General features: G+C 56.9%; 12 protein-coding genes and 1 pseudogene. 9 read left to right on the plus strand and 4 right to left on the minus strand.

Translation table 11 applies throughout. From position 1 onward, the window contains the following. From dnaA to PDMSB3_RS00040, 8 genes are all read left to right on the plus strand, one after another. Positions 1 to 1029: chromosomal replication initiator protein DnaA (gene dnaA, locus PDMSB3_RS00005; RefSeq protein WP_165184136.1), on the plus strand; the 1029-nt coding region annotated here is incomplete at its 5' end. A 220-nt stretch (positions 1030 to 1249) separates the two neighbouring features. Further along, positions 1250 to 2353, plus strand: coding sequence for a DNA polymerase III subunit beta (gene dnaN, locus PDMSB3_RS00010; RefSeq protein ID WP_007180118.1), 1104 nt, complete (start codon positions 1250 to 1252; stop codon positions 2351 to 2353). Positions 2354 to 2467: 114 nt separating this feature from the next. Next, positions 2468 to 4939, plus strand: coding sequence for a DNA topoisomerase (ATP-hydrolyzing) subunit B (gyrB, locus tag PDMSB3_RS00015; RefSeq protein WP_007180119.1), 2472 nt, complete (start codon positions 2468 to 2470; stop codon positions 4937 to 4939). A gap of 428 nt (positions 4940 to 5367) precedes the next feature. Further along, a complete protein-coding gene (locus tag PDMSB3_RS00020) occupies positions 5368 to 5883 on the plus strand; it encodes a hypothetical protein (RefSeq protein WP_165184139.1) in 516 nt (171 codons plus the stop codon). After that, positions 5880 to 6248, plus strand: a complete 369-nt coding sequence (locus PDMSB3_RS00025) for a helix-turn-helix domain-containing protein (protein ID WP_165184141.1) — start codon at positions 5880 to 5882, stop codon at positions 6246 to 6248. The genes PDMSB3_RS00020 and PDMSB3_RS00025 overlap by 4 nt, the downstream gene beginning before the upstream one ends. Further along, positions 6248 to 7306 carry an ImmA/IrrE family metallo-endopeptidase gene (locus tag PDMSB3_RS00030; protein ID WP_165184144.1) on the plus strand — a complete coding sequence of 353 codons (1059 nt, stop codon included), beginning with the start codon at positions 6248 to 6250 and terminating at the stop codon, positions 7304 to 7306. Before PDMSB3_RS00025 ends, PDMSB3_RS00030 begins: the two co-directional genes overlap by 1 nt. After that, complete coding sequence (locus PDMSB3_RS00035; protein ID WP_165184147.1) at positions 7303 to 7938, plus strand: C1 family peptidase; 636 nt, start codon at positions 7303 to 7305, stop codon at positions 7936 to 7938. The genes PDMSB3_RS00030 and PDMSB3_RS00035 overlap by 4 nt, the downstream gene beginning before the upstream one ends. 9 nt (positions 7939 to 7947) lie before the next feature. Further along, the gene (locus PDMSB3_RS00040; RefSeq protein WP_165184150.1) at positions 7948 to 8784 is read left to right on the plus strand and encodes a thymidylate synthase family protein; all 837 of its coding nucleotides are present in this window, start codon (positions 7948 to 7950) and stop codon (positions 8782 to 8784) included. On the opposite strand, the gene PDMSB3_RS00045 is transcribed toward PDMSB3_RS00040, so the two are convergent. From PDMSB3_RS00045 to PDMSB3_RS00060, 4 genes and pseudogenes are all read right to left on the minus strand, one after another. Next, entirely contained in the window at positions 8776 to 9447 is a 672-nt protein-coding gene (locus tag PDMSB3_RS00045) for a uracil-DNA glycosylase (RefSeq protein ID WP_165184152.1), read from the minus strand. The two genes, PDMSB3_RS00040 and PDMSB3_RS00045, sit on opposite strands and share 9 nt — an antisense overlap. Before the next feature lie 9 nt (positions 9448 to 9456). After that, positions 9457 to 9672: pseudogene (locus tag PDMSB3_RS38150) on the minus strand (hypothetical protein); the annotation flags it as partial. A 373-nt stretch (positions 9673 to 10045) separates the two neighbouring features. Continuing rightward, entirely contained in the window at positions 10046 to 10309 is a 264-nt protein-coding gene (locus PDMSB3_RS00055) for a hypothetical protein (protein ID WP_165184155.1), read from the minus strand. Between the two features lie 97 nt (positions 10310 to 10406). Next, a complete protein-coding gene (locus tag PDMSB3_RS00060) occupies positions 10407 to 10961 on the minus strand; it encodes a hypothetical protein (protein WP_165184157.1) in 555 nt (184 codons plus the stop codon). Positions 10962 to 11451: 490 nt separating this feature from the next. On the opposite strand from PDMSB3_RS00060, the gene PDMSB3_RS00065 reads away from it, so the two are divergent. Then, positions 11452 to 13995, plus strand: coding sequence for a type VI secretion system Vgr family protein (locus PDMSB3_RS00065; RefSeq protein WP_165184160.1), 2544 nt, complete (start codon positions 11452 to 11454; stop codon positions 13993 to 13995). Positions 13996 to 13997 lie beyond the last annotated feature (2 nt).

Raw genomic sequence — 13997 nt, forward strand, 5'->3', positions numbered from 1 at the left:
ATGTACGAGCGCTCCAAACTGAACCCGGTTCTGACGTTCGACAACTTCGTGACCGGTAAGGCCAACCAGTTGGCGCGCGCCGCGGCGATTCAGGTCGCCGACAATCCCGGCATCTCGTACAACCCGCTGTTTCTGTATGGCGGCGTGGGCCTGGGCAAGACCCACCTGATCCACGCGATCGGCAACCAGCTTCTGATGGACAAGGCGGGTGCGCGGATTCGCTACATCCACGCGGAACAATACGTGTCCGACGTGGTGAAGGCTTACCAGCGCAAGGCGTTCGACGACTTCAAGCGCTACTACCACTCGCTCGACCTGCTGCTGATCGACGATATCCAATTTTTCTCGGGCAAGTCGCGTACACAAGAGGAATTCTTCTACGCATTCGAAGCGCTGGTCGCCAACAAAGCGCAGGTGATCATCACCAGCGACACGTATCCGAAGGAAATTTCGGGTATCGACGACCGCCTGATCTCCCGCTTCGACTCTGGCCTGACCGTGGCGATCGAGCCGCCCGAGCTGGAAATGCGCGTCGCGATTCTGATGCGCAAGGCGCAATCGGAGTTCGTGAGCCTGAATGAAGACGTCGCGTTCTTCGTCGCGAAACACTTGCGGTCGAACGTGCGTGAACTCGAAGGCGCGCTGCGCAAGATCCTCGCGTATTCGAAGTTCCACGGCCGCGAAATCACGATCGAAGTGACAAAAGAAGCGCTGAAAGACCTGCTGACGGTACAGAACCGGCAGATTTCGGTGGAAAACATCCAGAAGACCACGGCTGACTTCTACAGCATCAAGGTCGCGGACATGTATTCGAAGAAGCGTCCGGCGAACATCGCGCGGCCGCGGCAAATCGCGATGTATCTGGCGAAGGAGCTGACCCAGAAGAGCTTGCCGGAAATCGGCGAGCTGTTCGGCGGCCGCGACCACACCACGGTGCTGCACGCAGTGCGCAAAATTGCCGACGAGCGCAGCAAGGACGCGCAACTGAACCACGAATTGCACGTGCTGGAGCAGACGCTGAAAGGCTGAGCGGTTCGTCTGGAAAAAACGACCTGTTTATTTCCAAACTCGCCCCCATTTTAGTGAGGCGGTTCCGTTTTCAGGCACAATACAGGTTTAACCGCCCGGCGGTCGCGGGCGGATTTCACGCCGTGACAGGCGCTGCAAGGCGCCGGCGGGGAGCCACGGCTGCGTGCTGGAAAGCTGTCCTGGCAAGGCGCGCAGGCCGTTATATCAACGAAGGAACTCTATGCAACTGGTCAAGACCGAACGCGATAACCTCCTCAGGCCGCTGCAAACTGTGAGCGGCATCGTCGAACGCCGCCATACGTTGCCGATCCTCGCCAATTTGCTGATTACCAAGAACGGCCCGGACGTGTCGTTCCTGTCGACCGACCTCGAGTTGCAGATCACCACGCGTGCCGATTTCGGCGTAGGCGGCGATTCGGTGGCGACCACGGTGGCAGCGAGAAAGCTCCTCGACATTCTGCGCGCCATGCCCGACGGGCAGGTCACGCTCACGCTGAACGACAAGCGTCTGACCGTGCAATCCGGCAAGAGCCGCTTTGCGCTGCAAACGCTCGCCGCGGACGAATTCCCGACGGTCGCGCAAGCTAAAGACTACGGCGCGAACCTCGTGGTTCCCCAGAAGACGTTCCGCCAGTTGCTCGGCATGGTCCATTTTTCGATGGCCCAGCAGGACATCCGCTACTACCTGAACGGCATGCTGCTGGTGGTGGACGGCGACCAGCTGATGGCGGTCGCAACGGACGGCCACCGTCTGGCGTTCTCGTCCATGAAGATCGAAGGCTCGTTCCAGCGTCAGGAAGTGATCATTCCGCGCAAGACGATTCTGGAACTCCAGCGTCTGCTGGAAGACATCGACGACACGCTGAAGATCGACATCGCGCAGACGCAGGTCAAGTTCACGTTCGGCCAGGTCGAACTGGTGTCGAAGCTGGTGGAAGGCAAATTCCCCGACTTCCAGCGCGTGATTCCGAAGTCGCACAAGAATCAGTTCGTGATCGGCCGTGAAGAACTGCAGCGCTCGCTGCAACGCGCCGCGATTCTGACCTCGGACAAATTCAAGGGCGTGCGCTGCATCATCGAGCCGGGCCAGTTGAAGATCATGTCGACCAACGCCGATCAGGAAGAGGCGCAGGAAGAACTGGAAATCGCATACGACGGCGACAGCGTCGATATCGGGTTCAACGTCACGTATCTGCTCGACGTGCTCGCGAACCTGAAGGTCGACACGTTGCAAGTGAGCCTGGGCGACGCCAGCTCCAGCGCGTTGATCACGATTCCCGAGAACGACGAATTCAAATACGTCGTGATGCCGATGCGCATCTAACGCGTCCAACACCAAAGAACACACCAAGGGGCGCAGCGCCCCTTTGGCGTTTTTATGGTGATTTGAAAAGTCCCGAGCAGCAACCTTGCAGCAACGCAGAACCGGAAAAAATCCATGACTGAAACGAACAATTCGCAACCCGACAACAGCTACGGCGCATCCTCGATTCAGATCCTCGAAGGTCTGGAGGCGGTGCGCAAGCGGCCCGGGATGTACATCGGGGATACATCGGACGGGACCGGTCTGCATCACCTCGTATTCGAAGTGCTGGACAACTCCATCGACGAAGCGTTGGCGGGGCATTGCAACGACATCCAGGTGATCATTCACGCGGATAACTCCATTTCCATCACTGACAACGGCCGCGGCGTGCCGACCGGTCTGAAGATGGACGACAAGCATGATCCGAAGCGCAGCGCCGCTGAAATCGTGATGACCGAGTTGCACGCCGGCGGCAAGTTCGACCAGAACAGCTACAAGGTGTCCGGCGGCCTGCACGGCGTGGGCGTGTCATGCGTGAATGCGCTGTCGGCGTGGCTGCGTTTGACCATTCGCCGCGACGGCAAGAAGCACTTCATGGAATTCCACCGTGGCGTGCCGCAGAACCGCATTATCGAAGAGATCGACGGCGTGGCCGTTTCGCCGATTCAGGTCACCGGCGAGACCGAGAACCGCGGCACCGAAGTGCACTTTCTCGCCGACGAGACGATTTTCGGCAACATCGAATATCACTACGACATTCTGGCCAAGCGGATTCGCGAACTGTCGTTTCTGAATAACGGCGTGCGGATTCGCTTGACGGATCAGCGCACCGGCAAGGAAGAAGATTTCGCGTTCGTGGGCGGTGTGAAGGGCTTTGTCGAGTACATCAACAAGAACAAGTCCGTGCTGCACCCGAACATTTTCCACATCAGCGGCGAGAAAGACGGCGTGGGCGTGGAGGTGGCGATGCAGTGGAACGACAGCTACAACGAAAACGTGCTGTGCTTCACGAACAACATCCCGCAGCGCGACGGCGGCACCCACCTGACCGGGTTGCGGGCGGCAATGACGCGCGTGTTGAACAAGTACATCAACGATCACGAAGTCGCGAAGAAGGCGAAGGTTGAGACTTCTGGCGACGATATGCGTGAGGGATTGTCGTGTGTGCTGTCGGTGAAGGTGCCGGAGCCGAAGTTCAGCGCGCAGACGAAGGACAAGCTGGTGTCGTCGGAAGTGCGCGCGCCGGTGGAGGATGTGGTCGCGAAGGCGCTCGAAGAGTTTCTGCTCGAGACGCCGAATGACGCGAAGATCATTTGCAGCAAGATTGTGGATGCGGCGCGCGCGCGGGATGCGGCTCGGAAGGCGCGTGAGATGACGCGTCGGAAGGGTGTGCTCGACGGCGTGGGTCTGCCTGGGAAGTTGGCGGATTGCCAGGAGAAGGATCCGGCCAAGTCTGAGATTTATATCGTCGAGGGTGACTCGGCGGGCGGGTCGGCGAAGCAGGGGCGGGATCGGAAGTTTCAGGCGATTTTGCCGCTGCGCGGCAAGGTGCTGAATGTGGAGAAGGCAAGGTATGACAAGCTGCTTTCTTCGGAGCAGATTGTGACGCTGATTACTGCGCTGGGCTGTGGGATTGGTAAGGAGGACTACAACCTCGATAAGTTGCGTTATCACCGCATCATTATCATGACCGATGCTGACGTTGATGGTGCGCACATTCGTACGCTATTGTTGACGTTCTTCTATCGGCAGATGCCGGAGATGATCGAGCGTGGGTATATCTATATCGCGCAACCGCCCCTGTTCAAAATCAAGGCTGGGAAGGATGAGCGGTATTTGAAGGATGAGGCTGAGGTTAATGCTCACATTCTGAAACTGGCGTTGCAGGGGTCGGAGTTGTTGGCTTCGGAAGGGGCTACGCCGATTACTGGGGATGCGTTGGGGGAGTTGGCTCGGGCTTATTTGCTGGCGCAGGCTGTTGTTAATCGGTTGAGCCGGTTGTATGACGCTGGCGCGCTCGAGGCTGTGATGGATGGGATTGCGATCGATCTGTCCAGCGAGGAAGCGGCTGATGCGTCGGCTAAGGCTCTTGAGGCGAAGCTAAGGGATGATCCGTTGAAGCCTGAAGTTAAGGTTACGACGATGTATGACCCTGTGCGTGAATTGCGCTCGCTGCGGGTCGCGCGGACGCATCACGGGAATCAGAAGATTTCTGTGTTGGATCAGGATTTTCAACTCACTGCTGACTATCAGCAGCTGATCAATACCGCTAATACGTTTAAGGGGTTGATTGGGACTGGCGCTGTCATTAAACGTGGCGAGCGGAGTATGGCTGTTACTGACTTCAAGAGCGCTATGAAGTGGTTGTTGGCTGATGCTGAGCGCAATATCTCGAAGCAGCGCTACAAAGGCCTCGGCGAGATGAATCCTGGGCAGCTTTGGGAAACTACGATGGATCCGACCGTGCGTCGCCTTCTTCGTGTGCAGATCGAGGATGCTATTGCGGCTGATGGGATCTTTACTACGCTCATGGGGGATGATGTGGAGCCGCGTAGGGCTTTCATCGAGTCGAATGCATTGCGGGCGGGGAATATTGATGTTTAAGTGTTGTGTAGCGGGAACCATAACCTGAGATTTTGGGAAGCATCCACTGAGACATTTATTGGTGGATGCGCTCCGATAGCTCGGATGACGGCACCTAACTGACGTCACAGAAGCAGGAACGAGGACCACAGTGTTGAGGTGGTGCTCGTTTTCTCGGTCGCGATAGCAATCACGGGGATGGCTGGCAGCACGACTTATGCTGCCTTCGCTGGTCCGCGGTTCTATCCCCGCATTCTCAACGTTCTGTGCCGCGGCAAATCCGACGACCTCTCGCACCTGCGGTCTGCTGCTAACCCTCTTCTAGCAGTTCAGGCCGTCACTGGCACCGCCAAATCTCCGGCAGTCATCCGACACGTCAACTTCCGTTAGTTTTGCGGTCTCTTGTTAATCGCCGCAATCGCGAGAGTGCCGCCGCATTGAGACGCATCGTGGCCCACGCCCGATTCTTCGCCACGGAACAACTCAGTTCATTAACTTGCCCACGCGCAACTGTATCAATCGAGCTCGGGTCCTTCCTACCGCACCGGCTCCGTCCTGACGACTGGCCGCATTTATTGACGAACATCCTTCAGCCGGAACCTTACATCGCTTGGAACGCTTGGTTGATTGACAAAATCGAACATTGTTTGTACGATTTTCGTACACCAACTGCTGCGCGCGAGGAAACGATGGCTGACCTTGAAAAACAAATCAAAGCGGCGTTGGAAGAATTCTGGGACGAGCATGCACTGATACCCGAAGCCGGTGGACCGAGCACCGTAGATGAATTGCTCGAGCCGATTGAATCCATGACGGCGGTCGAGGTGCTGGCAATACTCGACAAGATTGTTGAAACCGAGCTCCCGAACAGCGTTATTCGAGCCGGCGGGTACAAAACAAGGGAGGAATTTGTTGACGGGTTGTCAGCGAAAGTCCTTTCGTATCTCCAGGCCAAGAAAAAATGAGCCAAGAGAAGCCAGACTCGACTGATGAGCAACGGTTACTCCTAGCCCAGCGGCTACGCGAAGCCCGCGAGTACGTCGGGCTGTCGCAAGAGGATGTTGCCGCCGCTCTGGGAATCTCAAGACCAGCGGTGACGAACATTGAGGCCGGTACGCGCAAGGTTGAGGCCGTCGAGTTGGACAAGCTAAGCCAGCTCTACGGGAAAACCGTGCAGTACTTTCTCACAGGGGAATCGCAAGTTCAGGATACCCGGGTTGTCTTTCTGGCGCGTGCGACTCACGGGCTAAGCGACCGAGACTTCGAAGAGCTAGGTCGATTCGCCGAATTCTTGCGTAGCTCGGGAAAATCAAAACGACGAGGCTCGTAATGGCGCGTGACGACTTGTTGCAGGCTGGGCGCCGAGCCGCTGAAGTTCTGGACGAATTCCGCGCGAAGGACCGTATTAAGGATGGCTACACGCGGGTTGACCCGACTCAGTTAGCCAGCGAGGCTGAGGTAACGGTGATGTTCCGACCGCTGGAAAAGCTTCTTGGTGGCTTTCTTCGTGAGGATGGTGAGGCGGGGATATTGGTCAACGTGCTACGGCCCCGCGGACTTATGCACATGACATGCGCACATGAGCTGGGTCACTACTTTCTCGGACATGAGAGTAACACTGATGAGACGGTAGACATCGGGACAAACGCCGAACTTGTCGAGCAGCAGGCGAACCAGTTTGCCTATTCACTGCTCGCACCCCGCTGGCTTGTTATTGCCATCATGAGACTGAAGGGGTGGTCTAAGGAACATCTTAACGACCCGTCAATTGTCTATCAGCTTTCCCTTCGGCTGGGCACGAGCTTCGAAGCAATGACCTGGTCTCTCGTTCGCCTTGGATTGCTGTCTTCGCTCTCAGCAACTCGCACGCTTGGGCAGAAGCCGAAAGCGCTGAAGCTTGCTGCTTTGAACATTGACGACGCTTCCGCCAAGGTGCCTAGCGACGTGTGGATTCTTGATAAGACTGACAAAGACCGAATTATAGAACCTGCCTCGGCCGACCGTTTCGTGGTTGACTTGCCCAATCATGCGGCGGCAGGTCATTTGTGGACCGTCGATGAGTTGCGTTGTGAAGGGTTTACGCTTGAGCCGTTCGTCCAAGATGCGCGCATTGTCTCCAAGCGTGGAGCCGGGCCTCTCCGAGTGGGAGGACTGGGCACCGGTAGTACGATGAGATACGCGCTTACGCCGACAATCGACTTCAGCAGCGACTCCACGATTGAGCACAACAGGCGCTCTGCGATTTCGGTTCATGAGACGGCACCGTGGGCCCGCGAGTCCGAGAGTCACGATTCGCTTTCTTTCAGCGCCGAATTTGACGACGTCAACGGTGGGTTGTCGAGACCTGAGCGCGCACGCAGACTGAACAGCGTTCGGAGTATCGAATGATTGAAGTTGAAGTAAATCATTCGGAGCGCCTCGGGCCGCCGCGCAATCAAGGTAGGCGACCAACATGCTTGGCGTTCACGACATCAGATTTAAATGCGTTCGCCAATGCGACTGCGCATCTTAGCGTCGAGTTCCTGTGCCACCATGCGGCTAACGCCGAGGAAAGTTGGGAGCCTGGCGATGGTTTCACAATAGAGCAGGTCTTTACGGCAGTCGCGAGCCCCGGACAGCCGGAAGAAGACATCTACCCGTATCGGGCGGATTCACACGACGCGCCGCTTCAAGCTCCGCCTAGCGGTTTGGTGCCGCTCTATCGAAGCCCGTCAAAGACGCGCGCCTTGGCACTCTCTGAAGTTACAGCTTTAGTCCGTCAGGGTCGCGCCGTGGGCGTGGTGGTAGCAGTCACCAAGTCGTTGTTTTATCCGAGAGATGGTATTGTCGAACTCGACCCGTATGTCATTCCGGACCAGTTTCATGCGATGGTCGCCGTGGGCGTCGGCACACATCGCCTGACCAACGAAACGCATATTCATCTCCGGAACTCCTGGGGAGCCGGATGGGGTCATCAGGGGCATGCTTGGGTGCCGGAAAGGCATCTTCAGTTGCACATGCAAGAGGGATTCTCGGTATAAAAGAACGATATGGCCATTCTCTTCGATAAGCAATTGCGGGTAGTGCCGACATGGCTAGCTGCCGCCAAACATCTCGAGTCATCGCCAAATCGCACGGCGATGAACCTCGTACTTGAAATCACTGAACCACTCGCCATAGCGGACGAGGACCAGGCAGTAATGCGGCGAGTGGATGCTGCCCTAGTGGCACAAGACCTGACCCTTCGTACGGTCGCTGGCACCATCTTTCCGCTGCCCCTTTATCAGCGCTATGGCCGTCCTGATTTCTACGAGAAATACAAGGCCATGCTCAAGCGCGGTAAGAAGCAGGGTACGTGGGGTACTTATGCATCGAGAATGATTGACCGGAGCTCTGCGGATGGAAAGACGTCAATCAATCCTTTGGACATGCTCGTCAAACGACTGCGCCAAGACGGTCAGCCGATGAAGCAAGACGGCTCGGTCTCGTCATTTACGTCCGCATATGAGCTTGGTGTTGCGGACCCTGCGGCAGATTTGGACCTCGATTACGACGACTTGGGAGGCGATGTCCCGACCTACAACGCCGCGATAGACGGACGTCGATGGATGGGGATGCCTTGCCTCTCTCACCTCAGTTTCAAGCGTGTCAAGGAGGCCGACGGCTTCGCAGTGCATCTCACGGCAATGTACCGGTCACACCATTACTGTGCTCGGGCGCTCGGCAATCTTTTGGGCTTGGCCCAACTTCTTTCCTTTGTCGCGAAAGAGGCAGAATTGAAAGTCGGCACACTCACTTGCCTTTCGTCACATGCAGTGCTCGACGTCGAGACGTGGGGCGGCGTACAGCGAGCGCAGAGTGTTTTGGGCCTTACGCAGTCAAAATAGTGTTGCTTGCGTTGCGGAGACAGATGGTGCCAAGCTGTCTCCGTATATTTCCTGCATGCCTCGGCGAAATTCCGAAACACCCCCGTAACTCGGATGACGAACACACTCGACGGTGACGCCGAACGCTTTGGCATACGTGGCGGCATCCTGACCGATGCAGATGATTCTGCGTATTTTTAGCCATTTGAAGAGCGCGTCATTCAGTTCGGATACGGCGGCCAACTCTCTTGCCGTGAACTTCCGGTTTGTCAGCGCATCCCCGGCTTCATGCGGATGGAATGGGAAGACGTTCCACAAAAGGGGACGCCGCTCTAGGCGCTCCAAGATTGCCCAAATCTCAGCGGCGGTCCTCTCGGCGACAACAGGTCCCCTAGTTGCTTTGTTGGCAGCGGCGCCCGGATATGACAGCGCAACCGCGTCGAGCCGTCGCTCATCTGTCAACGCCAGTCCAGTGCGTCGGCCGCCTCGATAGCCAAGGTCGCGACCCATCCAAATCGTATCCACGCCGAGCTGCTCGATTGCGCTAAGGTAGTTGCGAAGGTTTCTGCGGCGGACGGCAGGGGCGTCTGCGAGGTCGTGGACCTCGCAGCGATTCCTGTAGGGATTGAATACGCCTTCCAATCCGATTTCGGACAGCGCGGCAACGAATGAACGAGGAGTCATACTTCTTCTTTATTCAATGTCGGGCGGTACGGCGCCGACTACCATCTTCTTTTTCGGGACCACCACCACCAAGGCCGGCTTCTCCTCATCCCTTATCGGAGAGAGGGTGATGGTATGGGCTTCCATGTCCACAGTCACTTCGCCGCCTTCTGCCTGGCAAATTTCGCGGAAAACCTTGAAACCTTCAAGGATAGCCTTTTCCCACTGCCAAAGCGGGCACGCGTAGACTTCGCAGGTCGTCCAACAGGAGGCTGATTATCTGATTGAGTCCGCCGCCGACTAACTTCTCTTCATCAGTCTTCGTCACTAAGTGACGGCGCTCATCTCGCGGCGCGTCCCACGTGATTCGAACGGCCATCATATTAAGGTTCGGCTGGAGCGCCGCGCAGAATTGCTAGTGGTCGAGAGAAATGGTTGTCATGATGGACTCGAACTCCACCATCAAATCCAGATGGCGCTGGGCAGCGTATTGCCGCGCAGCTTCGTTCTCGATGAGCCTGGCGCGATGTCTTTTCGCGAGCACTAACTTATTGAAACCGTCCAGCGCCTTGGCGGAAAGATTGCGTCAATCGACTTACTTATCGCCCATGCAGGCCGCTCACATCGGGTCAGGGATGGGACCGTCGTTGTGCGGTTTGCCTGGCAGCGCTGCGCCGTTTGCTCGAATGGCGGCAATGAGTTCCGACGGCGTTATCTCGTACCTCACCTCGCGGTGTATTCCTGGTTTGCGCTCATCGACTTCCAGCAGCAGGACGGCTTTTCCGTTGGTCGCAGATTCCAGTCGCAGCACGCGGATTGGGCTGCCCGCTACGTCGTATTCCGTTATCAGCGTCATCGCGCCGGAAGCGCCTCTTGCAGCCATGATGATTTTCCCCGTCCTTCTCGATGCGCCGATTTTAGCGGCTGTTGCGGCCAGGTCGGAGAAGCGCGCGTGAGCGCCACGCGCCCGTCTTCCCCGGTCACCGGCCGGCCTCTTGCCACGGTGTTTTCCGGTCACTCGTTGCGAATCGCAATAGCCGCCTTTGTGCCCCGAGCATGACGCCGACAGGCGTATTCGCCAGTTGCTCGTCATGAAGTGCCAGCAGCCGTTCGAGAATCGCCGCTTCGTCCGGACTGACCTGCCAGACATCGTCTGCTGTCGCCCGCGCCGCGCTGCTCTCGAGCGCCTCTGCGGCTTCAGGAAAAAATGCGTGGTGAATCGTTCCGAAGCCTGCTTCACGAAGATACCAGGCTAGGTATAGCGCACGTATCAGGTCGCTTAGCAGGTGCCCGTTTCCACTGCCTGCTCGTAATGCGGTGAGCGCAAGGTGATAGCGTAGTGAAAGCGAGCGGACAGCGTCTAGCGTTGGTGGTAGAAGCGTGGCCTTTGCGGATGTCTTAGTGGATACATAACGACCACCGCCTCTCTTTCTATTCATTTCGCATAAAAATCGCAAATCGATTGATTCTGGCGCTGGCCCATGAAATCCATACACGTCGTACTCGTTTTCAATCTTGTGGAGTTTTGTTGTCAATGACCCGCTGAAAACATAGGCACTATGAATCCAAAACGAAAATCGCTGCCGTGGATTGCAATATTTAACAATCTGAAAGTGATGCTTAGGTGAACATCATGTGTCATTCATCGGCAGTTGCCCCAGAAAACTGTTTTTCCATAAAGTGCGGGATGGGGCAATGAATGTTGGCTGGGAACGTAAATGGCGTGTCAGTCGGAGCGCGGCGCGTACTCGGTCTGGGCGATATTTGTGTTGTCCATGACTCGGAAGCTTCGATATTTCAATTTTTGCGGAAGATTGCTACGACAATTAACGCAGGCTGTTCATTGCATAGCAAACTATCTCCCGCCGTGCAGATAAACGCCAAAGCGGAAAAATCTACCTTTCATGCTCGTACCTGCAAATAATTCCGAATCGCAAGCTGATTGCACGCGTTCGTTGACAAAAATTGTCTGGAAAAGTTTTTCATCATATTATTCTGCGTGGCAATCTGGGGTGGAGTCTGAAAATGACGGTAAATGACCTGGCAACGGTGCTGGGCGCGGGGATGGACCAATCTCGACGCTTGTTGAAGCTGGATACTGCGTTGGGCGGAAATACGCTGGTGCCAGTCCGCGTGGTCGGCACTTCACGCATTGGACGCAACTACGACTTCACTGTCGATGTCGCTTCCCTAAAAGATTCTATCGAGCTCAAATCCCTCATCGCGAAACCGGTGACGCTCTGGACTCAACAGACTGACTCGTCGTATTTACCGCGTCATGGCTACGTTCATACTGCGCGATTTCTGGGCTCCGACGGCAGCGTTCAGCTTTACCAGATTAGCTTTTCGTCGTGGTTGCACTTCCTGAAATTTCGCAGCGACGCGCGGATATTTCAGGACAAGACGGCAGAGGACATAATCTCGGCGGTATTCAGCGAGCATCCCCAGTCAAGCGGCGCTTATCGCTTTGACCTCCGTAACCAGCTACCTCCGCGGTCGTTCTGCGTTCAATATGAAGACGACTGGAACTTCGTGCATCGGATTATGGAAGCGGAAGGTCTCTTCGGCTATTTTGAACAGGCGGATGACGGCAAAGCGCACACGCTGGTCATCACGGACGACCTCTTCACCGTTAAAGCCCTTGCTCCGCAAGACGTGTCGTTTTATCGTGCAGGCGCTGGAAGTGAAACAGATGCGATAGTCCAGTGGGGCGGAGCGCGCACGTTGCAGAGCGTGAGCTACACCACGCGCACATTCGACTATAAGAATCCAACCTTCAATAAAGAGCTGTCCACGCCGACAGTTGACAAGCAAGGCGACCTGCCCGACCAGGCCGAGGTCTACGAGTACACAGGCGCATATACCTACGGCGACAGTGCTCGTGGCGACACTTTGTCAAAAACTCGGATGGAAGAATGGGAGTCCCGCGCGAAGCGCTTCTTTGCGACGGGCAGCGTACGGCGAGCCGATGTGGGACGCTGGTTCCAGCTCGAGGGCGCTACCGCTCTCGCATCCGACAGTGCGGAAAATCGTCAGTTTGCGATTCTGGCCGTCACCTGGTACATCGAGAACAACCTGCCCGTTTCGACGGGAACACAGTTCCGCCACAGCCTCCAGTCACAACTTGCTGAAGCTCGCTCATATCACGCGGGTTCGTCCGACGTCTTCAATGTAAAGGACGCGTTGGGTGGCGAAGGTTTCTTCCTCGTCGAACTGGAAACGCAGCGACGCACCGTTCCGTTCCGCAGTCCCTTTGAACACCGTAAGCCCCTGATGCATACCCAGACCGCGACGGTGGTCGGTCCGAATCAGGAGGAAGTTTTCACGGACAGTCTTAATCGAGTCAAGGTGCTGATGCACTGGGACCGGCAGAACGGCGGCGATGAAAAGGCTTCCTGCTGGCTACGCGTCATGTCACCGAATGCCGGCGGGACGCTCGGCGGCGTATTTGTCCCGCGTGTGGGACATGAAGTGGGAATCGTCTACCTGGACGGCGATTGTGACCGCCCGGTCGTCAGCGGAAGCCTGTTCAACGGACAGCAGACGCCGCAATGGCACTCCAACGGCTTGCTCTCGGGTTACAAGTCCAAGGAATTCCAGGGCACAGGCTACAACCAGCTTGTCATGGACGATTCGACGGGCCAGAACCGGGCGCAGCTTTTCAGCAGCACGTCCCAAAGCTATTTGCATCTCGGCTACCTCATTGACCAGCAAGGCAATACGCGCGGCAGCTATCTCGGGACTGGCTTCGACCTGAAGACCGATTCGTACGGCGCTGTGCGCGCTTCGCAGGGTATGTACCTCTCGACGTACGCGAAGGTCGGCACGTCGAGCCAGCCGCTCGATGTCAAGGAGGCACACCAGCACCTCGTCGACTCGGGCGGTGTCGTTGAGCGACGCTCCGAAGTCGCAACAGGCAGTCAGGCCGAAGGCTTGCAGGATGCTCAGGACACCATCAACGATTTCGCAGCCGCGACGCAGAGCGCGCGGCAGGCAAACTCGGGGGGCGGCAACACGGCCGGCGGTGGAACTGGCGAGGCGAATGGATTCGCTCAGCCCGTGATGCTGCTCGCCAGCCCCTCCGGTATCGGCCTTTCGACGCAGAAATCCATCCAGGCCGCGGCGACGGAGCACGTCAACATCGTGAGTGGCGCCAGCACGCACATTGCGGCGTCCAAGTCACTCATCGCAAGCGTGGGCGAAAAACTCAGTCTCTTCGTGCAGAACTCGGGCATGAAGCTCTTCGCAGGCAAAGGAAAGGTCGAGCTGCAGGCCCAGTCCGATAACGTCGAGATTACGGCCGACAGGACTGTAAAGGTTGTGTCGACTTCTGATGCCGTCAATGTGATGGCAGACAAGGAAATCAAACTGATGGCGGGTGGTGCAACGATTCGCCTGGCTGGGGGCAACATCTATGTGCATGCGCCCGGCCTGGTCGAAATCAAAGGTACCCAGCATTCTTTCCAGGGCCCGGCGAGTGAGAATGCCGCAACACAACTGCCCGTGACTGAGGCGTGTGCGCAGAAATTTGCTTCTGCCTCGCAGGCCGGTGCGGCCATTGTCGACTAGGC

It is taken from the genome of Paraburkholderia dioscoreae, assembly GCF_902459535.1.
Taxonomy (GTDB): Bacteria; Pseudomonadota; Gammaproteobacteria; order Burkholderiales; family Burkholderiaceae; genus Paraburkholderia; species Paraburkholderia dioscoreae.